Below are 19354 nucleotides of genomic sequence, written 5' to 3' on the forward strand. Positions count from 1 at the left end.
TGCCTGAAATCCAGTAAAAACGGGGCTTTAAGCACCTTACCTTCGCGCCTGTTGTTTGTTTGACTCAGGTATCAGCAATGCCAATCGCAACCGGCACGCCCATGCAGTCGCAGCTCGATCCGCGCTTCTACTACCTAGCCAATTTTCGCCAAGCCCTTACCTGGCTGCAGGAGCGCTACGCCGATCTGCTGAGCGAGGCCGAGCATGAATTTGTCCGGCAGTTCTTCGCCCTGGATATGCCCGCTCAGGCTCTGCTGGTGCGGATGATCATGCGCAAGGGCAGCCACTTTCGCCTGAGCAAGTTGAGTTACGAGGAAATCGGTTGCGCGCGCCTGGCGGCAACTCCGCTGCTTGAGGCGGGCTGGGTGCGGCATGACGCAGAACTCTCCCTGGAGGAGCTGTTCAAGCTGCTGCGCAAGGATGAAGTGCTCCAGCATCTGGCTGGCCACGGCTCACGGAAGTCGCAGAACAAATCCGAGCTGTTGGCGCAACTGACCGAGACTTGTGCCGAGCCACGCACCTTTGCCGCCTGGTGCCCGGGCAGTGAGGAGCAGATTGTCTCCCTAACTATTGATGCGCTGTGCGAGCGTCTGCGCCTGATGTTCTTCGGCAATCTGCGCCAGGACTGGTCCGAATTCGTTCTCGCCGAGCTCGGTATCTTTCGCTATGAGCGCGTGGAGTTGACGCCCGACTCGCGGGCCTTTCGTCACCGGGCAGATGTGGACTGCTACCTGCACCTGCAGCGCAGCCGCGAGCAGTTCGAGGCCGGCGAGCCGCTTGCAGATGTGCTGCAGCAGATCAGCGCCTTGGTCTGCGATACACCCTTCCTGGCCGCGCGACGTAATAAGCTGTTGTTCCGTATGGGCCAGCAGCTGGAGCGTGAGGCGGATCTGGAAGGTGCGCTGGCGTTTTACACCGACTGCCGCTATGTCGGCGCTCGCTTGCGGCAGATCCGCGTGCTGGAGCGCCTGGGCCGCCCTGAGCAAGCCTACAAGCTGACGCTGCAGGCCATCCAGGCACCGGAAAATGATGCTGAAGCCCAGGCGGTGGAACGCGCATTAACGCGGCTGGCCCGTCAGCTTGGGCAACCGCTGCCCGGTAAGGCCAAGCCAATACCACCCGCACGGATTGATCTGAGCCTGCCGAGACCTGAGGCGCAAAGTGTCGAGTTTGCCGTCAAAGCTCATCTGCACGAGCCCGACGCGCCGGTTCATTACGTCGAGAACAGCCTGATCTGCAGCCTGTTCGGCCTGCTCTGCTGGCAGGTCATCTTCGCGCCGGTGCCAGGGGCATTCTTCCACCCGTTCCACACCGCCCCGGTTGATCTGTTCAGTGCCGACTTCTATACCCAGCGCGAAGAGCTGTTTGCCAGCTGCATGGCTCATCTCGACTCGGATGCCTACAAACAGGTAATCCGCGAAAACTACGCGACTAAATTCGGCATCCAGTCGCCGTTTGTATTCTGGGCCGCGCTGGACGAAACCTTGCTGGAGCAGGCGCTCGACTGCCTGCCCGCCGCGCACCTGCGGGCCTGGTTCACGCGTCTGCTGCTGGACATCAAAGCCAACCGCGCGGGCATGCCTGACCTGATCCAGTTCTGGCCGGCCGAGCAGCGCTACCGGATGATTGAGGTGAAAGGCCCAGGCGACCGCCTGCAGGACAACCAACGGCGCTGGCTGGCCTTCTGCGCAGAGCATGGCATGCCGGTGGATGTGTGTTACGTGCAGTGGGCAGACGCGTGAACTATCAGGTCGCGGTGCGCGCATTGTGCGAATTTACCGCCAAGGTCGGCGACCTCGACTTGCGCTTTACCCCTTCGCCCACCGCTCAGGAAGGCATGACCGGCCACGCCATCGTGGTCGCCAGGCGCGGTCCGACTTACTACGCTGAATTGCCATTGAGTGGCGAATATCAGGGTTTGCAGGTACGCGGTCGAGCGGACGGTTACGACCCGGATGAAAACCTGCTGGAGGAGATCAAGACCCACAGGGGCGATATCAGCCGCATTCCGGAAAACCATCGCCTGCTGCACTGGGCCCAGGCCAAGGTCTACGGCTGGCTACTCTGCCAGGAACGCGACATGCCTGAGATCAACCTGGCAGTGGTCTATTTCAACGTCATCACCCAGCATGAAACCGCCTTCCACCTGACCGCCACAGCGGATGAACTGCGTAAATTCTTCGAGCTGCAGTGCAGCCGCTATATCCGCTGGGCTGAGTACGAACGCGAGCACCGCCGCCAGCGCGATGAGGCGCTGGTGCGCTTGCGCTTTCCGCATGCAGAGTTTCGCAGCGGTCAACGCCAGCTGGCCAACCAGGTTTACCGTGCCGCGCGTGACGGTCACTGCCTGATGGCCCAGGCCACCACGGGCATTGGTAAAACCCTCGGCACCCTGTTTCCGCAGCTCAAGGCCTTCCCCGAGCAGCAGCTGGATCGGTTGTTTTTTCTTACCGCAAAAACACCGGGCCGACGCCTGGCGCTGGATGCACTGGCCACCCTACGCAGCCAGGAAGACGCCATGCCGCTGCGGGTACTGGAGCATGTGGCGCGCGACAAGGCCTGCGAGCACCCCGACAAAGCCTGCCATGGCGACTCGTGCCCGCTGGCCAAAGGTTTTTACGACCGCTTGCCCGCCGCCCGCCAAGCCGCACTCGAAGGCCAATGGCTGAGTCATGAAAGCGTGCGGGCAACTGCCCTGGCGCATCAGATATGCCCTTATTACCTGAGCCAGGAACTGTGCCGCTGGGCGGATGTGGTGGTCTGCGATTACAACTATTACTTCGACATGGGCGGTCTGCTGTATGGCCTCACCCTGCTCAATGAATGGCGCATCACCCTGCTGGTGGACGAAGCCCACAACCTGATCGAGCGCGCGCGCGGCATGTACACCGCAGAACTCAATCAGCAACGCTTTGAAGCGGTACGGCGCATCGCGCCGAGCGTGATGAAGGCGCCGCTGGAGCGTATCAGCCGGCACTGGCGACAGCTTGAGCGCGACCAGGAAGTGGCGTATCAGGTCTACCCCACCGCGCCGGACCTGTTCGTCATGGCGCTGCAAAAGGCCGTCAGCACCCTCACCGACCACCTGAGTGAGCAGCCGGCTGGTAATGCCAGCGAGCTGCTGCACTTCTACCTCGATGCCATGCTGTTCTGCCGGCTGGCCGAGGCCTTTGGCGCGCACTCGTTGTTCGATATCAGCCGCGACGAGGGCAGTGGCCAATCAGTGTCCACCCTATGCATCCGTAATATCGTGCCCGCGCCGTTTCTCGCCCCGCGCTTCGATGAGGCCCACAGCTGCACGCTGTTTTCCGCCACCCTGAGTCCGGCGAACTATTACGCCGACCTGCTCGGCCTGCCGGAAGAAACGCCCTGGATAGATGTGGAATCGCCCTTCAGCGCCGAGCAGCTGCAGGTTCAGGCGGTCAGCAACCTGTCCACCCGCTACGCCCATCGCGACTACTCGCTGGCGCCCATTGCTGCCCTGATTGCCCGCCAATACGCAGAAAAACCGGGCAATTACCTGGCCTTCTTCAGCAGTTACACCTATCTGCAGGCGGTGCTGCAGGAGCTGCAGATGGCGCACCCGCAGATTCCGGTCTGGCAGCAATCGCGACAAATGGATGAAGTCGAGCGCCAGGCCTTTCTTGATCGGTTCTCCAGCACGGGCCGCGGCATCGGTTTTGCCGTGTTAGGCGGCGCCTTTGGCGAAGGCATCGACCTGCCTGGCGACCGCCTGATTGGTGCGTTTATCGCCACCCTTGGCCTGCCGCAGATCAACCCGGTCAATGAAGAGATCAAGCAGCGCATGGAGGTGATGTTCGGCAGTAACAACGGCTACGGCTACACCTACCTCTACCCGGGTTTGCAGAAGGTCGTGCAGGCCGCCGGCCGGGTTATTCGCACCGTCAAAGACCAGGGCGTGGTCTATCTGATCGATGACCGCTTCAACCAGCCGGCGATCCGCAAACTGCTGCCCACCTGGTGGAAGGTCGAACGCTGCCGTTTGCCGTTAAACAAGGACCCGGTTCTCTAGCCGCGCATGCCGTTCATTGTCGGCCTGCTTTGCGCTCAGTCAGGTAAGCAATGACCGCCGCCTGGTCACCGGCAAACTCGATGCGCGCCGCTTTGCTTTCGCGCTGGTAGGCGTACATCGGGTCGTAGTATTCGCGCAGCAACCCGGCAATCCAGTCACGGTGCAGCGCAACCGCCCCACTGCGCTGTTCATCCAGCGCCATCTGCATGATGGTCAGCAAACGCTGGTAGCGTTCGCCGCCCAGGCGCTTCTGGATATTGCTCAGGCTTTGCAGCAGGCGCTCGGCATAGAGCCGAAAGCCTTCCTCCTCACCGTGCAGGTCGATAAATTCGGAGCACAGGTTGACCACGTAATCGCGCAGGATGCGTTCCACGCGGTCCTCGAAGGCATCTTCCAGCCACACCAGCGGGTACTGCTGCATACCCTGGTATAGCGCCAGCGGCACGGTGCAGCTGCCAACCATGCGCCCTTCGTCTTCCAGTACAAACTGCTCGGTGCCACGAGCACGCTGCTTGAGCAGATCGATGGCCAAACGGTTTTCGAAGTCGATCTGCGCCGGCTGGCCGCTGGCGCGTTTGCCGAAGCTGGAGCCACGGTGGTTGGCGTGGCCTTCCAGGTCCAAGCTGTTGCTCAGCTGCACCAGCACGTCGGTTTTGCCGGTGCCGGTCAGCCCGCCGAGGATCACGAAATCACACTCGGCCACGGCTTGCTGGGTGGTTTCCAGCAAAAAGGTACGCATCGCCTTGTAGCCGCCGATCACCCGTGGGTAGTCAATACCGGCTTCCGCCAGCCACTGCTGGGTGATCTGCGAGCGCAGGCCACCGCGAAAACAGTACAAGTAGCCGTGCGGATTGGCCTTGGCAAACGCCGCCCAGGCCGCGACCCGCTCGGCCTTGACCTGGCCGCTGACCAGCTGGTGGCCGAGCGCGATAGCTGCATCCTGGCCATGCTGCTTGTAGCAGGTGCCGACACGCTGACGCTCGCTGTCATCCATCAGCGGCAGGTTGAGCACGCCGGGGAAGGCGCCCTTGCTGAACTCGACCGGGGCGCGGGCGTCCATCATCGGCAGATCATTGAGGAAGATGTCGCGGTAGTTGCTGCTGTTGTCGCGCATCACAGCACCTCTACCGCGTAGCGCTGTCGTTCAACCAGACGGCCGATGGGCGAAAGAATCAGGCCCAGCTCGGCGGCCACGGCGAGAAACTCCGCTTCGCCTTCAGGCATCACCGCGATCAACAGACCGCCACTGGTCTGCGGGTCACACAGCAGATCACGCTGTTCGTCGGTGATGGGCGCAATCTTCTCGCCATAGCTGTCGAAGTTACGCAGGGTGCCGCCCGGCACACAGCCCTCGGCCAGGTAGTAGTCGACCCCCGGCAAACGCGGCACGGCGGCGTAGTCGAGCTGGGCGGTGAGCTTGGCTCCATCGGCCATCTCCACCAGGTGGCCAAGCAGGCCGAAGCCGGTCACATCCGTCATCGCAGCAACCCCGGCCAGCTTGCCAAAGCGCGAACCGGGCTTGTTCAGGGTGCACATCCAGTCGCGCGCCAGGCCAACATCCTCGGCGCGCAGCTTGGCCTTTTTCTCGGCGGTAGTCAGGATGCCGATGCCCAGCGGCTTGGAGAGGTACAGCTGGCAACCGGCCGTGGCGGTGTCGTTGCGCTTCATATGGCGCTTGAGCACAACGCCGGTAACGGCCAGGCCGAAGATCGGCTCCGGCGCGTCGATCGAGTGGCCGCCGGCCAACGGAATGCCCGCCTCATCACACACCGCGCGACCGCCGCGAATCACTTCGCGGGCCACTTCCGGCGGCAGCAGATTGACTGGCCAGCCGAGGATGGCGATGGCCATCAGCGGGTCGCCACCCATCGCGTAGATGTCGCTGATCGCATTGGTGGCGGCGATGCGGCCGAAGTCATAGGGATCATCGACAATCGGCATAAAGAAGTCGGTGGTCGACACCACCCCGCGCTCGTCGTCCAGGGCATACACCGCCGCATCGTCACGCGAGGCATTGCCGACCCACAGCTTGGGGTCGAGGTTCTGCGCGCCGCTGCCGGCGAGGATCACCTCCAGCACTTTCGGCGAAATCTTGCAGCCGCAGCCGGCCCCGTGGCTGTACTGGGTCAAACGGATCGGCTCGCTCATCGGTCAGGCTCTCGGCAAATCGGAAACAGGCGCGGATTCTAGCAGGCAGTTGAAAAATGCAGGCAAGACAAGCCGCTAGGCCAGTAACCAGCGGTACTGACATGCGGCTGGCAAATCTGGTCTTTAGCGCAGCGGCCCCTATAATCGCGCCACGTCGACTACCCTGACTACGCGCAGGCCCGCACATCTGCTGTGCCTGCCATTTCGAATTTTTCCGCTATTGAACCGGAGAATCTTCATGCTCAAACGTACCTTGGCGCTCGCCGCCGGCTTTGCCTTTTCCCTGTCTGCCAGCCTGACCCAAGCCGCCGAAGTGCTCCGCGTCAGTGCCATTCCGGACGAAGCGCCGACCGAACTGCTGCGCAAATTCAAACCGCTGGGCGCCTACCTGGAACAGCAACTGGGCATGAAGGTCGAGTTCACCCCGGTCGCCGACTACCCGGCCGTGGTCGAGGCTCTGGCCACCGATCGCCTGGATCTAGCCTGGCTCGGCGGTTTCACCTTCGTTCAAGTGCGCCTGAAAACCGGCAACGCCATTCCGCTGGTACAGCGCGAGCAGGATGCGCAGTTCACCAGCAAGTTCATCACCGCTAACCCGGACGTAACCTCCCTGGCCGACCTCAAGGGCAAGACCTTTGCCTTCGGTTCGGTGTCGTCCACCTCCGGCAGCCTGATGCCGCGTTACTTTATGCTGCAGGACGGCATCAAGCCGGAAAGCCATTTCAGCCGTGTTGGCTACTCCGGTGCGCATGACGCCACCGCAGCCTGGGTGCAGGCCGGCAAGGTCGACGGCGGCGTGCTCAACGCCAGCGTGTGGGACAAGCTGGTTGCCAGCGGCAAGGTCGATAGCAACAAGGTCAAAGTGTTCGCCACCACCCCGACTTACTACGACTACAACTGGACCGTGCGTGGCACCCTCGACCCGGCGCTGGCCGAGAAGATCAAAGCTGCCTTCCTCGCCCTCGACCCGGCCAACCCGGAGCACAAGGCGATCCTCGACCTGCAGGCCGCCAGCCGCTTTATCGAAACCTCGCCTGAGAACTACAAGGGCATCGAGGACGCTGCGCGCGCCGCTGACCTGCTGAAATGACCCTGCGCCTCGCCGGCGCCAGCCTCAGCCACGGCAACGGAGTCCACGCCCTGCGCTGCGTGGACTTGCATATCGCCGCTGGCGAGCAGGTCGCCATCATCGGTCCCTCAGGGGCCGGCAAGTCGAGCATGCTCAACCTGCTGGCCACTGCCCTGCAACCGAGTGGCGGCGAAATTCAGGTGCTCGGTGAGCAGCCGTGGCAACTGTCCAGCCGCCAACGCCAACGCCTGCGCGCACGCATCGGCCTGGTGCATCAGGCACCACCCTTGCCGGCGCGCCAGCGGGTGGTTACCGCCGTGCTGGCCGGCAAGCTTGGCCAGTGGGGTTTGGGTAAAAGCCTGCTGAATCTGCTGCATCCGCTGGATATCCCCGGCGCTCGCCGTGAGCTGGCCAAGCTGGACCTGGCCGACAAGCTGTTCGCCCAGTGTCAGCAGCTTTCCGGTGGTCAGTTGCAGCGCGTCGGCATCGCCCGCGTGCTGTACCAGGCGCCGGAACTGCTGCTGGCCGACGAGCCGGTGTCAGCCATGGACCCGGTGCTGGCCGAGCACACGCTGAACGTGTTGTGTCGGCATGCCGAACAGCATGGCGTCACCCTGGTCGCCAGCCTGCATGCGGTGGAACTGGCCCTGGCGCACTTCCCGCGGATTATCGGCCTGCGCGACGGGCAGATCCTCTTCGACCGCCCTGCTGGCGAAGTCGACCAGGCGCAGCTCGACGCGCTGTATGCCAATGAGCAACTGCTCTCACCGCCCGCGCCTAGCGTGACCTTGAGCCTGCAGATCCCGCGATGCTAAACCGCGACACCCGCGACCCTGCCGCCCTGCCCCGCCTGCTGCTCACCCTGCTGGCGCTGGCACTGCTGTGGCCGGGTATACAGCTCAGCGAGCTGGACCTGGGTGTGCTGCTGCAAGCCGACAGCCAGAACGAGATGAGCCGCTTTGTCGCCGCCTTCTGGCCGCCGACCCATGACGCGGACTTTTTGCAGTTACTGCTCGACGCCACCCTGCAAACCCTGGCCATCGCCACCGCAGGCATGGCCCTGGCGCTACTATTGGCGATTCCAGCCAGTCTGCTGGCCAGCCGCGCACTATCGCTGTCGGCGGCCTCCCGTGGTGGTCGGCCGAAGCCGTTGGCGCAGTTGCTGCGCTGGCCGGTACGCGGCCTGCTGATCTTCCTGCGCAGCGTGCCGGAAATTGTCTGGGCCCTGCTGTTCGTCCGCGCGGTCGGCCTCGGCCCCACCGCCGGGGTGCTGGCCATCGCCATCACTTACAGCGGCATGCTCGGCAAGGTCTATGCGGAAATCTTCGAGTCGGTCGACCAGCGCCCGGCCCACGCCCTGCTGCAGGCCGGCAGCGGCCGACTAGCGGCCTTTGTCTACGGCACCCTGCCGAATGCCGCGGCAGAGCTGACCTCCTACACGGTGTACCGCTGGGAATGCGCGATTCGCGCTTCGGTGGTGATGGGCTTCGTCGGCGCCGGCGGCCTGGGCCAGCAGATCGATCTGTCGATGCGCATGTTCGCCGGCGGTGAAGTGGCCAGCATGCTGCTGACCTTCCTCCTGCTGGTGTTGCTGGCCGACCAGCTCAGCCGTGTGCTGCGCAGGAGGCTGACATGAGCCGGCTGATCAACCTGTTACTGCTGCTCAGCATCGGCGCAGCGGTAATCGCTTCATTCATTTATCTGGGCATCGACCTGGGCGCACTGATCAGCGGCGACAGCCTGGGCCAGATGGCCGGCTATGTGCAGCGTTTTCTCAGCCCCGACCTCAGCGCTGAACACCTGTCGGCCATCAGTCGTGGCGCCCTGGAAACCCTTGCCATGTCGGCCCTCGGCACCTTGCTCGCCGCAGTATTTGGCCTGTTGCTGGCCTTGCCGGCGGCCGGACGCTTCGGCTGGCCACTGCAGAGCGCCGCGCGTTTGCTACTGAATGCCCTGCGCGCGATTCCCGAACTGGTCTGGGCCGCGCTGATGGTGCTGGCCGCAGGCCTTGGCCCAAATGCCGGCACCCTGGCCCTGGCACTGCACACTGCTGGCGTGCTCGGCCGGCTGTTTGCCGAAGCGCTGGAAAACACCCCGACCGCACCGGCCGAAGCAATTCGTTTGCAGGGCGGTAGCCAGGTCGCGGCGTTCTGCTACGGCACCCTGCCCAACCTGTGGCCACAGCTGTTGGCCTACTGCCTATACCGCTGGGAAAACAATATCCGCATGGCCAGTGTGCTCGGTTTCGTCGGGGCCGGCGGCCTGGGGCAGATGCTCTACGTCAGCCTCAGCCTGTTTCAGGAGGCGCAGGCCAGCACGGTGATCATTGCCATGCTGGTGCTGGTATTCGGCGTCGACGCGCTGAGCGGCTGGACGCGGCAGCGCTGGGTCAGGGCGTAGGGCGGGTGAAACCGGCGGTGCGCGCCACGCGGGTTTCACCCACCCTACCCGGCACCAACGCTGGTCACCGCTGTCCAACCCGGCGCGGCACCGCTCAGGCGGCACGGGCCGGTCATCATTGTTTCGGGAGCTGTCCTTGCCTTCTGTTTTCTCACGTCGCACCTTTCGCCTGACGGCTCTGCTCGGCGGACTCAGCCTGGCCGCCTCAGTGCTGGCCTGCCCGAGTGGGCAGCAGCAGGTCTGCACAGTGGTGTGCTTCTGTGCGCCGTTCAGCCAGGCGGATATCGGGGTGCTGTACGAGGACGTCAGCCAGATGGCCGCCTCGGGCTTGGAGCAATGGCTGCTGCAATCACGCGAGACGGTGGCTGCCAGCGGCACCCATCCGATTCCTCTGCATATCCGCGCCCAGTTGGAGCCCTACTACGGCATCGGTGTACTTGATGCGGCGCGCTACAAGGTGGGTGACAGCGAAACCCTTAGCGCCGCCAATACCCTGCTGCAGAACCCTGATGTGCAGGCGGTGACGCTGATCGACATCATCGTCTTCCGCAATGCCGCGGACGCGCAGGACAATGTCGCGCTCTGGGCCCATGAACTGCTGCATGTGCAGCAATACCAGCAATGGGGCGTTCGCGAATTCGCCCGGCGCTACACCCGCGACCACAACGCCATCGAAGCGCCTGCTTACAAGCTGCAGATTGAGGTCGAACGCGCCCTGCGCAATCAGCTGATTAGCAACACCAAACAGCGCTAGCAGTGCTCTAAGAACGATTCAGCATCGGACAGCCACGCGCACAATAAAGCCGCACACTGGCCATGGCCAAGCAATCAGCCAATGGCTGCCTAAGGGATACGCGCAGGTGGCCGATGTGGAACGGAGCGGGTAGCTCCGTTCCTGCGCCGCCGGGTAGGCGAGCGCAGCGCATCGAAATGCCAGAGGGGAAGAAACGCATCGTACCGGGTGGGTAACCCTCCGTTGCCGGATGTACGACGGGCGCTGCAGTGCAGCATCAGACACCTGGGCAAGGTGCCTGGAGGTGGCGGTAAGCCGGTGTTGCCAACCACCCCGGCCGGCGAACCGGTCAGGGTGGGATGCTCGTAAAACCGTTTAACCGATGGTCATCAAACTGGCGTTGCCGCCCGCTGCTGCGGTGTTGATGCTCAACGCATGTTCAATCAGCAGACGCTCCAGCGGGATATCGGTCTCGCCTTTGTGCAGACCATGCACACCGATAATCGCGCCAGGACGCTGGGCCGCCAGTTGGCAGACTTCGCGCAGCTGATCGGAGTCACCGTGATGAATGATGGCGTCGAACGTAGTGTCACTTTCGCTCCACTGGCTAAGCACGCTGATGCGTTGCTGCACGGCCTTAGGCAGTGCAGCAAAAAGCTCGCGGGTCAGCTCGCTTTCCTGCCACAGCACCTGGCAACCCACGGCCAGAGCAGCCGCCAGTTGCACCAGCAGGTCACTGCGCTCATCCGCCAGACACAGCACATGCTCACGTGGCAACAGGCTGTAGCTGTTGCGCTCACCGGTTGGGCCGTTGAGCATCTGCACGGTGCCGCTCTGCGCCAGCTCGACATACTGCGCGCTTAGTGCGCTCAGGCTCGGCTCATGCTTGGCCGCCCAGTCTTGCAGCGCCTGAATCACTTTGGCCTGCTCCGCCGGACGCTGGATTTCGCCATTTTCCTGCTGAAGCTGCTTGGCCACTGCGTCCTGCGGACGAGTCGCCAGCAGGCGGTACATATACAGCGGGCCACCGGCTTTCGGGCCAGTACCGGACAGGCCTTCGCCGCCGAACGGCTGCACGCCGACTACAGCGCCAACCATGTTGCGGTTCACATACAGGTTGCCGACCTTGGCGGTGTTGACCACCTGGGCGATGGTTTCGTCGATGCGCGTGTGCACGCCGAGGGTCAGGCCGTAGCCGCTGTCGTTGATCTGCTGCAACAGCTTGCCCAGTTCAGCACGCTGGTAGCGCACCACGTGCAGCACCGGGCCGAAGATCTCGCGCTGCATCTCGTCGAAGCTGTCCAGCTCGATCAGCGTCGGCAGCACAAAGGTGCCGCGCTTGATGTCTTCACCCACGGCGCGGGCGCTCTGGAACACCTTGCGGCCCTTCTCGCGCATCTTCTCGATGTGCTGGTCGATATTATCCTTGGCTTCCGCGTCGATGACCGGGCCGATATCGGTGCTCAGACGCTCTGGGTTACCCAGGCTGTATTCAGCCATGGCACCCTTGAGCATGTTGATCACCCGATCCGCCACGTCTTCCTGCACACACAGCACGCGCAGAGCCGAGCAACGCTGGCCGGCGCTGTCGAAGGCCGAGGCCACCACGTCGACCACCACCTGCTCGGTCAACGCCGATGAGTCGACGATCATGCTGTTGAGGCCGCCGGTTTCGGCGATCAGCGGAATGGTGCGGCCCTGGGCATCCAGGCGACCGGCGAGGTTGCGCTGAATGATCCCGGCCACTTCGGTGGAACCGGTAAACATCACGCCACGCACTCGCTCGTTGCCGATCAGGCCAGCGCCGACGGTTTCGCCACGGCCCGGCAGCAGTTGCACGGCGCCGCTCGGTACACCGGCATCCAGCAGAATGCGCACAGCCTGCGCAGCGATCAGCGGCGTTTGTTCGGCCGGCTTGGCCAGCACGGTGTTACCGGCAGCCAGAGCGGCGGCGACCTGACCGCTGAAAATCGCCAGTGGGAAGTTCCACGGGCTGATGCACACCACCGGGCCCAGCGGGCGGTGGCTGTCATTGCTGAAGTGATTGCGTGCCTGCGCCGCGTAGTAGCGCAGGAAGTCCACCGCCTCGCGCACTTCGGCGATGGCGTTGGCGAAGGTCTTGCCGGATTCACGCACCAGCAAGCCCATCAGCTGCTGCATTTCCGCTTCCATCTGGTCGGCGGCGCGATCAAGCACGGCGGCACGTTCGGCCGGCAGAGTCGATTGCCAGATCTGCCCGCTGGACACGGCGCAGAGCACGGCGTTGCGAACATCCTGCTCGCTGGCTTCATGCACATGGCCAACGATGTCGCGGTGGTCCGCCGGGTTGCGTACCGGCTGCGCTTCGCTCAGCTCAGGCGCTTCGCAACCAAGCAGCGGCATGGCCTTGTAAGCGTTATTGGTGCTGCTCAGCAGCGCCGAGGACAGCGAACCGAGGCGGTGTTCGTTAGCCAGGTCGATGCCTTCGGAGTTCAAGCGGGCGTCGCCATAAAGCGCACGCGGCAGGGCAATGCGTGGGTGTGGCAGGCCAAGGCCGCCTTCCTGCGTAGCCATCTGCTCGACCTGCTGCACGGGGTCGAGCACCAGTTCCTTGATCGAAATGCTGTGGTCGGCGATGCGGTTGACGAATGAGGTGTTCGCGCCGTTTTCCAGCAGGCGGCGCACCAGGTAAGCCAACAGGGTTTCATGGCTGCCCACTGGGGCGTAGATACGGCACGGACGGTTCAGCTTGCCATCGGCAACCTTGCCCACCACCTGCTCGTACAGCGGTTCACCCATGCCGTGCAGGCACTGGAACTCGTACTGGCCAGGGTAGTAGTTCTGCCCGGCCAGTTGATAAATGGCCGACAGCGAGTGGGCGTTGTGGGTGGCGAACTGCGGGTAGATGGCTTCCGGCACAGCCAGCAGCTTGCGCGCACAGGCGATGTAGGAAATATCGGTGTAAGGCTTGCGGGTGTACACCGGGTAGCCTTCCAGGCCTTCGACCTGGGCGCGCTTGATCTCGCTGTCCCAGTAGGCGCCTTTGACCAGGCGGATCATCAGGCGGTGACGGCTGCGCTTGGCCAGGTCGATGACGTAGTCGATCACATACGGGCAGCGCTTCTGGTAAGCCTGGATAACGAAGCCGATACCGTTCCAGCCGGTCAGGGCCGGATCGAAGCACAGGCGCTCGAGCAGATCGAGGGAGATCTCCAGGCGGTCGGCTTCTTCGGCATCGATGTTCAGGCCGATGTCGTACTGCTTGGCCAGCCTGGTCAAGCCCAGCAGGATTGGGTACAGCTCATCCATCACGCGGTCGTACTGGGCGCGGCTGTAACGTGGGTGCAGGGCGGAGAGCTTGATTGAAATGCCAGGGCCTTCGTAGATGCCACGGCCGTGAGAGGCCTTGCCGATGGCATGGATGGCCTGCTCGTAGGACGCCAGGTAGCGTTTGGCGTCTTCATCGGTCAGCGCGGCTTCACCGAGCATGTCGTAGGAATAACGGAAGCCCTTGCTTTCCATATTGGTGGCGTTGGCCAGGGCTTCGGCGATGGTTTCGCCGGTCACAAACTGCTCGCCCATCAGGCGCATGGACATATCCACGCCCTTGCGGATCAGCGGCTCGCCGCCCTTGCCGATAATGCGGTTGAGCGAAGTCACCAGGCCGGCTTCATTATGCGTGGCCACCAGTTTGCCGGTGATCAACAGGCCCCAGCTGGCGGCGTTGACGAACATCGATGGGCTGTTGCCCAGGTGCTGGCTCCAGTTGCCGTTGCTGATCTTGTCGCGGATCAGCGCGTCACGGGTGGCCTTGTCCGGAATACGCAGCAGCGCTTCGGCCAGGCACATCAGCGCCACACCTTCCTGCGAGGACAGCGAGAATTCCTGCAGCAAGCCCTGCACCAGGCCCTGGCGGCCGCCGGCGTTCTTCTGGTTGCGCAGCTTCTCGGCAATGCCCATGGCCAGCTTGTTGCTCGCCTCGGCCATGTCCTTGGACAAACGCGCCTGCTCCAGCAGCATTGGTACCGCTTCGGTTTCCGGACGGCGATAAGCGCCGGTAATGGCGGCACGCAGCACCGACTGCGGCAGGATGCTTTCGGCGAAATCGAGGAACACCTGCAAACCTTGCTCAGTCAGGTTTTCCACCACTTCGTCGCCCGCCACAGCGGCCAGACCAGAATGCTCGGCCGGGGTCAGACCACCCTCAATCTGCTCCAGGTAATTGAAGATCGCCTGCTTGATCAACCAATGCGGCGTGCGGTCAATCGACTGCGCAGCCTGCTTGAGGCGATCACGGGTTGCATCATCGAGCTTTACGCCAAGGGTGGTAGTGGCCATTGGTTTGTCCTGTATGGGCTGAAGCACGGCAAAAAATCGCCGAAAGCAATTTGCGCTACCTCCGCAACCAACCAGGGTGGCTGCCATAGAAGGTGAGGCGCAAAAAATCTGGCGAGAGATTAAACCTCACAAGGCTCAGGGTGCAACTAGGTGCAACCAAACAAAATCGCAACTTTTTGCCGCTCAACACAGGGCACAGGCACACTCATTTCAGGCTAAAACCCAGCGCCCGTAAGGCTTTTGCAAAAATTGCCAACACCTTGAGGAAAACGCTCGCTTAAAAAAAGCATCGAGCTTCCGACGACAGGTACAACCCAAACACCAACAAGGTTGCACTACGACATTTACCCCCGCTCACTAGAGCAAAGCACAACGGGTCAAAATTCGTGCAATGGCCGACGGAGTGCACCGGCACTCAGCGCAACCGCCCACCTGCGCACGAAGCCAACAGCACAGAAGCAGGACGAGTGAATCAACGCGATGGCGCGGATAGCCGGGCAACACAATGTCGCGTTAAGCTCAGAAGGGGATTCATAAGGAGATGACCATGACTGCCAAGGAAGCGCAATTGACTGAGCTACTCAGCCTGTCCACACGCACCCTCACCCACCTGACAGCCGCCATCACCGCGATGTCATTTGAACTGCTCAATACCCAGGACAACGCCGTGAACGCCACGGCACACAAGATGATCGAGCGCATGCTGGCGATCAACAGCGAGCTGGATCAGCAATGGCAACTGCTCGGCCAACTGGCCGGCACCCAGCCAGAGCCCAGCAACGCACTGGAACAGGTGGTGTTACAGAGCCTGGAAACAACCGAAGACGAGCGCTGACTCACGCGCCATGCAACCAGCGGACACCCCCTTCTTAAACAAGACCACCCTCCAGTACAGCTGGCCACCTTGCCCATAAGACTGAAATAGCAAAGCCACCTCCGTACAGAAAGTGGCTTCGCTCTGCTGCCGTCGCCGATAAATGCGGATAGCCTCAGCTCGCTTAGTTAGGACGGAAATCCATCAGCAAACGCAGGTAGGACAGCATGTTCTTGCCGCCAACGGTGCCTTGATAACCGTGGCTGTCGAACTGCGTGCTTTTGAACAGATCGACGCGAAAGCGCGGGTTGGTCTCGTAGGTACGCCCCAGGGTGCTGGTCACGCGGCTGTCGAACAGATCGGCGCTGACTTTGACGAACTCGCGCGGTTTGCGCCGGCCATTCGCGCCACTGTTGTTCGGGCTGCTGAAGATATCGGTGGTCACGGTCATCGCCGAGCTGTAGCGCTCGCGGCCGCGCAGGCTGGTCTTGCCACTGGCGATGACAAACTGGCCTGTTACCGGGCGATAGCGATCACCCGCCGTCAGGTAGCTGCCCAGCACGTCATACAAGGCGTAACTGCTGCCCGTGCCACGCTCCTTGTTGCGCAGATCGAAGATAAACACGCCGTTTTCACCAATGACTTCCATTTCAACCTGGCCCAGGGTGGCGTTGTTCTGCACCAGCAACGCGGTGTTTTCATCGACGCCGAAGGCAAACGGCACCTGGGTGTGATCCGCCAGGCGCACGATACGGCCCTGACGGCCACGCTCGCTGAAGTGGGTATCGAGCAAGCCGTAGTTGAAGAAGCCGAAACCGCCCTGCATGTCGTACGCCAGGTCATCGCCGCTCGGGGTGGTGTAAACGCCATAGCGCAGGCCATCGTAGCTTTCACCACCGGTGACCATCGGCCCCTGCACCATGATTGCAGTGCCGGCGCTGGTACCCGCTAATACCGCACCAGCGTTGTGCCGCGCACGAATCGCCGCCAAGGCCGGGCTGTCGGCACGGGTGGCGGTTTGCAGGGTCTGGGTCAGGCGCGACTGGTCACCGCCGCCGAAAAAGAAGCCGGTCATGCTGTTGATCTGCGCGACCACCTGCGGATTGCTGTTATTGCTGATCTGATCCAGGTCGATGGGGATCCACTGCGCATCAGCCGCACCATAAGTCTCCAGCAGCTGGGCATAGAACTCGCCATTGGCTTTGGAGTTGGCGGCGTCGGCCGTACCGGCATCGGGGTCGTCACTTTCCGGGATCGACGCAGCGGTAATAACGCCGATCCGCGCCTGGCCATTGCCGCCAGCCAGTTGAATCAGGCGCTGATAGATCGCCGTGTTGTCATCTTTAAGGCCGCCGCCAACCAATATCAGCGGGCCGGCGCTGTAGCCGGTAACGGGTAAAAGAGCGAGCAGCAACGCGCTGCTCCGTATAAATGATCTGATCATGGTTCGAGTTCTCCGATGTGCGCTCGGCGCACGCTTGTTGTGGGTGTTGTAAAACGGGAACTGCTGCAGATAACGCCGCGTGGCTTTCTGGGTGGCTGACTCCTTCGGCTAATACACCGTGAATTGTTTGAAGTACTGCTTCTCGATGCGCTTGTAGACGCCGTTACTGAGAATCACGCTGAGGGCTCGGTCCAGCCGCTCACGCAATACGTGATCACCCTTGCGCACGGCGATGCCCTGGCCTTTGCCAAAGTGTTTGGGGGCGACCACCTTGTTGCCGACCTGCTCGAAGCCCTGCCCCTGATCCGTGTCGAGGAAACCGAAATAGCCGGACACGGCGTCATCCAGCACCAAGTCGACGCGTCCTGCGCCGAGCGCCTGGTACATGCCCTCGGCGGAATCAAAGCGCAGCACCTCGGTGTGCTGCTGGTATTTGTCAGTGAGGAAGCGGTCATAGGTGGTGTCGCGCTGCACACCCAGGCGTTTGCCGGCTATACGCCTTGGGGTGATGATCACCTGATTGACCAGCCCCTTGCGGGCGAAGAAGAACGCCGGTGTTTGCGCATATTTGGCGGTGAAATCGACCCGCTCGGCGCGCTGCGCAGTGATCGACATGGACGCCAGAATCAGGTCCGCACGCTGCTCATTGAGTGCCGGAATCAAATCGTCCCAGGCAAACCTGACCAGCTGACAATCCGCCGCCATGACCTGGCACAGGGCGTGGGCGATATCGACGTTGAAGCCGCGTAATTGTCCGTTCGCATCGACTTCCTCAAAGGGCGGAAACTGCCCTTCCATGGCGATACGCAGGGGCTGCGCCTGAACGCTGTTTAGCAGCATCAAGCCCAACATAAATAAGGTTGCTCGTAGCATTTCGGTACCCCTTGCAAGCGCTGTCAGAGCGACAGCCTGGGGTCAGAGGCCAGGCTCCAAGCCAAGAAAAGAGGCGCCGCACAGGGCGCCTTAAGGCCAAAGGAGCAATGGGAGCTGACCTTGAATAACCAACCGGCCGCTTCACCAGCATGAGCGGCCGGCGACTGCCTTACAGAATGCTCAACGGGTACTCGACGATCAGGCGTACTTCGTCGAGGTCGCTGTCAAAAGCGGTGGAGCGATGGGTGGCCTGACGCACGCGCAGGGACAGGTCCTTGGCGGCACCGGACTGCACCACGTACTTGGCTTCCAGGTCGCGCTCCCAATGCTTCTCGTCATCGCCCGCCCAACCGGCGAAGGCACCATTCGGATCAGCCTTGGTGCCGTTGATGTCATCACCCTTGATGTAACGCGCCATAAAGCTCAGGCCCGGTACGCCGAAGGTCGCCATGTTCAGGTCGTAACGCACCTGCACGGAACGCTCGTTGGGGGCGTTGAAGTCGGAGTACTGCACGGAGTTGGCCAGCCAGATCGAGTCGCCACCGATGTAGTCGAAGAACTCGTCGCCATTGACCTTCTGGTACGCCAGGCTGAGCTTGTGCGCGCCGAAACTGTAGGCGGCTTTCAGCGAGTACGTCAGGGTATCCAGCTCACCGGCCAGGGCATCACCCTGGTCATCGGTCTTGTAGGCCACCAGGTCGAAGTTCAGCGACTGATCGTCAGCCAGCGGGATGGTGTAATAGACGTTGGCGAAATACTGACGCCAGACGTCTTCGGCTTCGCTGCCGTAGAGCGCCACACTGAGGTTGTCAGTGAAGTTGTAGGTACCACCGACGAAATCGACGCTGCGCGCTTCGACTTCCGCGTATTCGCTGGTCAGCTCGCCATCGGAGTTGCTCGAGTTGCGGCGATTGATTGCAGTGAAATGGCCCGCTTCGAGGGAGAGTGCATCGAACTCACTGCTCGACAGCTGGAAACCGGTTGCGGTTTCCGGCAGCAGGCGCGAGTCGCCGGTGGCGAAAACCGGTGCAGTGGGACGCTGCTCGCCGAACTTCAACACGGTGGAGGAAACCCGCAGCTTGACCGCGCCGCCCAGCTCGCCGGTGTTGTCTTCGATACGGCCTTCGCCGTCCACCGGCAGGATGCCGTTGCCCACGCTGCCACGCCCGCCATCGAGTTTGATGCCGCCATAACTATGGGCATCGACACCGAAGCCGACGGTGCCCTGGGTAAAGCCGGACACGTAATGCGCCTGGATGCCGTGAGCCCACTCATCGCGTGTATTACGGGTGGAGTTGCGGTAATCCCGCTGCATCCAGAAGTTACGATTGAGCAGGTTCAGCGTGCTATCGGCAATAAAGCCCTTGGATTCTTGCTGCTCACCGGCGACTGCCAGTTGCGAGCTGGCCGCGGCAACTGCCAGGGCGATCAGGCTCAGTTTTACAACGTTCATGGCTTACTCCATTGGTTTTTTTATTGAACATCTCGAACATCCGTCGCCGGGCAGCGACGCATTCCTTCCA

General features: G+C 62.2%; 14 protein-coding genes. 8 read left to right on the forward strand and 6 right to left on the reverse strand.

Going from position 1 to position 19354, the window contains the following annotated elements:
* The first annotated feature begins 77 nt into the window (after positions 1-77).
* Positions 78-1742, forward strand: coding sequence for a VRR-NUC domain-containing protein (locus tag ALTER154_RS17490; RefSeq protein WP_160088948.1), 1665 nt, complete (start codon positions 78-80; stop codon positions 1740-1742).
* On the forward strand, positions 1739-4033 hold the full coding sequence (locus tag ALTER154_RS17495) for an ATP-dependent DNA helicase (protein ID WP_160088950.1): 2295 nt from the start codon (positions 1739-1741) through the stop codon (positions 4031-4033). The genes ALTER154_RS17490 and ALTER154_RS17495 overlap by 4 nt, the downstream gene beginning before the upstream one ends.
* A gap of 13 nt (positions 4034-4046) precedes the next feature.
* On the opposite strand, the gene mnmH is transcribed toward ALTER154_RS17495, so the two are convergent.
* Together mnmH and selD are read right to left on the reverse strand one after the other, a co-directional pair.
* A complete protein-coding gene (gene mnmH, locus ALTER154_RS17500) occupies positions 4047-5147 on the reverse strand; it encodes a tRNA 2-selenouridine(34) synthase MnmH (protein ID WP_160088952.1) in 1101 nt (366 codons plus the stop codon).
* The gene (gene selD / locus ALTER154_RS17505; RefSeq protein WP_160088954.1) at positions 5147-6181 is read right to left on the reverse strand and encodes a selenide, water dikinase SelD; all 1035 of its coding nucleotides are present in this window, start codon (positions 6179-6181) and stop codon (positions 5147-5149) included. The genes mnmH and selD overlap by 1 nt, the downstream gene beginning before the upstream one ends.
* A 238-nt stretch (positions 6182-6419) precedes the next feature.
* On the opposite strand from selD, the gene ALTER154_RS17510 reads away from it, so the two are divergent.
* From ALTER154_RS17510 to ALTER154_RS17530, 5 genes are all read left to right on the forward strand, one after another.
* Positions 6420-7271, forward strand: a complete 852-nt coding sequence (locus ALTER154_RS17510; protein WP_160088956.1) for a putative selenate ABC transporter substrate-binding protein — start codon at positions 6420-6422, stop codon at positions 7269-7271.
* A complete protein-coding gene (locus ALTER154_RS17515; RefSeq protein WP_160088958.1) occupies positions 7268-8065 on the forward strand; it encodes a phosphonate ABC transporter ATP-binding protein in 798 nt (265 codons plus the stop codon). The genes ALTER154_RS17510 and ALTER154_RS17515 overlap by 4 nt, the downstream gene beginning before the upstream one ends.
* On the forward strand, positions 8059-8886 hold the full coding sequence (locus ALTER154_RS17520; RefSeq protein WP_160088960.1) for an ABC transporter permease: 828 nt from the start codon (positions 8059-8061) through the stop codon (positions 8884-8886). Before ALTER154_RS17515 ends, ALTER154_RS17520 begins: the two co-directional genes overlap by 7 nt.
* Positions 8883-9650 carry a phosphonate ABC transporter, permease protein PhnE gene (gene phnE, locus ALTER154_RS17525; RefSeq protein ID WP_160088962.1) on the forward strand — a complete coding sequence of 256 codons (768 nt, stop codon included), beginning with the start codon at positions 8883-8885 and terminating at the stop codon, positions 9648-9650. The genes ALTER154_RS17520 and phnE overlap by 4 nt, the downstream gene beginning before the upstream one ends.
* 136 nt (positions 9651-9786) lie before the next feature.
* The gene (locus tag ALTER154_RS17530) at positions 9787-10404 is read left to right on the forward strand and encodes a DUF4157 domain-containing protein (protein ID WP_160088964.1); all 618 of its coding nucleotides are present in this window, start codon (positions 9787-9789) and stop codon (positions 10402-10404) included.
* A 354-nt stretch (positions 10405-10758) separates the two neighbouring features.
* On the opposite strand, the gene putA is transcribed toward ALTER154_RS17530, so the two are convergent.
* On the reverse strand, positions 10759-14700 hold the full coding sequence (gene putA, locus ALTER154_RS17535; RefSeq protein ID WP_160088966.1) for a trifunctional transcriptional regulator/proline dehydrogenase/L-glutamate gamma-semialdehyde dehydrogenase: 3942 nt from the start codon (positions 14698-14700) through the stop codon (positions 10759-10761).
* Positions 14701-15247: 547 nt separating this feature from the next.
* On the opposite strand from putA, the gene ALTER154_RS17540 reads away from it, so the two are divergent.
* A complete protein-coding gene (locus ALTER154_RS17540; protein ID WP_160088968.1) occupies positions 15248-15535 on the forward strand; it encodes a hypothetical protein in 288 nt (95 codons plus the stop codon).
* Positions 15536-15698: 163 nt separating this feature from the next.
* Here ALTER154_RS17540 and ALTER154_RS17545 read toward each other — a convergent pair whose 3' ends face one another.
* The 3 genes from ALTER154_RS17545 to ALTER154_RS17555 all read right to left on the reverse strand — a co-directional run bounded on the left by ALTER154_RS17545 (position 15699) and on the right by ALTER154_RS17555 (position 19284).
* Entirely contained in the window at positions 15699-16928 is a 1230-nt protein-coding gene (locus tag ALTER154_RS17545; protein ID WP_178126348.1) for a cyanophycinase, read from the reverse strand.
* A gap of 138 nt (positions 16929-17066) precedes the next feature.
* Positions 17067-17831, reverse strand: coding sequence for a transporter substrate-binding domain-containing protein (locus tag ALTER154_RS17550; protein ID WP_160088972.1), 765 nt, complete (start codon positions 17829-17831; stop codon positions 17067-17069).
* 169 nt (positions 17832-18000) lie between these two features.
* On the reverse strand, positions 18001-19284 hold the full coding sequence (locus ALTER154_RS17555; RefSeq protein ID WP_160088974.1) for an OprD family porin: 1284 nt from the start codon (positions 19282-19284) through the stop codon (positions 18001-18003).
* Between the last annotated feature and the right edge of the window lie 70 nt (positions 19285-19354).

It is taken from the genome of Pseudomonas sp. 9AZ, from assembly GCF_902506525.1.
In the GTDB taxonomy this organism is placed as follows: domain Bacteria; phylum Pseudomonadota; class Gammaproteobacteria; order Pseudomonadales; family Pseudomonadaceae; genus Aquipseudomonas; species Aquipseudomonas peli.

What these genes read in the sequence shown, in the direction of transcription:
- ALTER154_RS17490 (WP_160088948.1), top strand. Translation starts at nt 78, where the DNA reads ATGCCAATCGCAACCGGCACGCCCATGCAGTCGCAGCTCGATCCGCGC.
- mnmH (WP_160088952.1), bottom strand. Translation starts at nt 5,147, where the DNA reads ATGCGCGACAACAGCAGCAACTACCGCGACATCTTCCTCAATGATCTG.
- selD (WP_160088954.1), bottom strand. Translation starts at nt 6,181, where the DNA reads ATGAGCGAGCCGATCCGTTTGACCCAGTACAGCCACGGGGCCGGCTGC.
- ALTER154_RS17510 (WP_160088956.1), top strand. Translation starts at nt 6,420, where the DNA reads ATGCTCAAACGTACCTTGGCGCTCGCCGCCGGCTTTGCCTTTTCCCTG.
- ALTER154_RS17515 (WP_160088958.1), top strand. Translation starts at nt 7,268, where the DNA reads ATGACCCTGCGCCTCGCCGGCGCCAGCCTCAGCCACGGCAACGGAGTC.
- ALTER154_RS17520 (WP_160088960.1), top strand. Translation starts at nt 8,059, where the DNA reads ATGCTAAACCGCGACACCCGCGACCCTGCCGCCCTGCCCCGCCTGCTG.
- phnE (WP_160088962.1), top strand. Translation starts at nt 8,883, where the DNA reads ATGAGCCGGCTGATCAACCTGTTACTGCTGCTCAGCATCGGCGCAGCG.
- putA (WP_160088966.1), bottom strand. Translation starts at nt 14,700, where the DNA reads ATGGCCACTACCACCCTTGGCGTAAAGCTCGATGATGCAACCCGTGAT.
- ALTER154_RS17540 (WP_160088968.1), top strand. Translation starts at nt 15,248, where the DNA reads ATGACTGCCAAGGAAGCGCAATTGACTGAGCTACTCAGCCTGTCCACA.
- ALTER154_RS17550 (WP_160088972.1), bottom strand. Translation starts at nt 17,831, where the DNA reads ATGCTACGAGCAACCTTATTTATGTTGGGCTTGATGCTGCTAAACAGC.
- ALTER154_RS17555 (WP_160088974.1), bottom strand. Translation starts at nt 19,284, where the DNA reads ATGAACGTTGTAAAACTGAGCCTGATCGCCCTGGCAGTTGCCGCGGCC.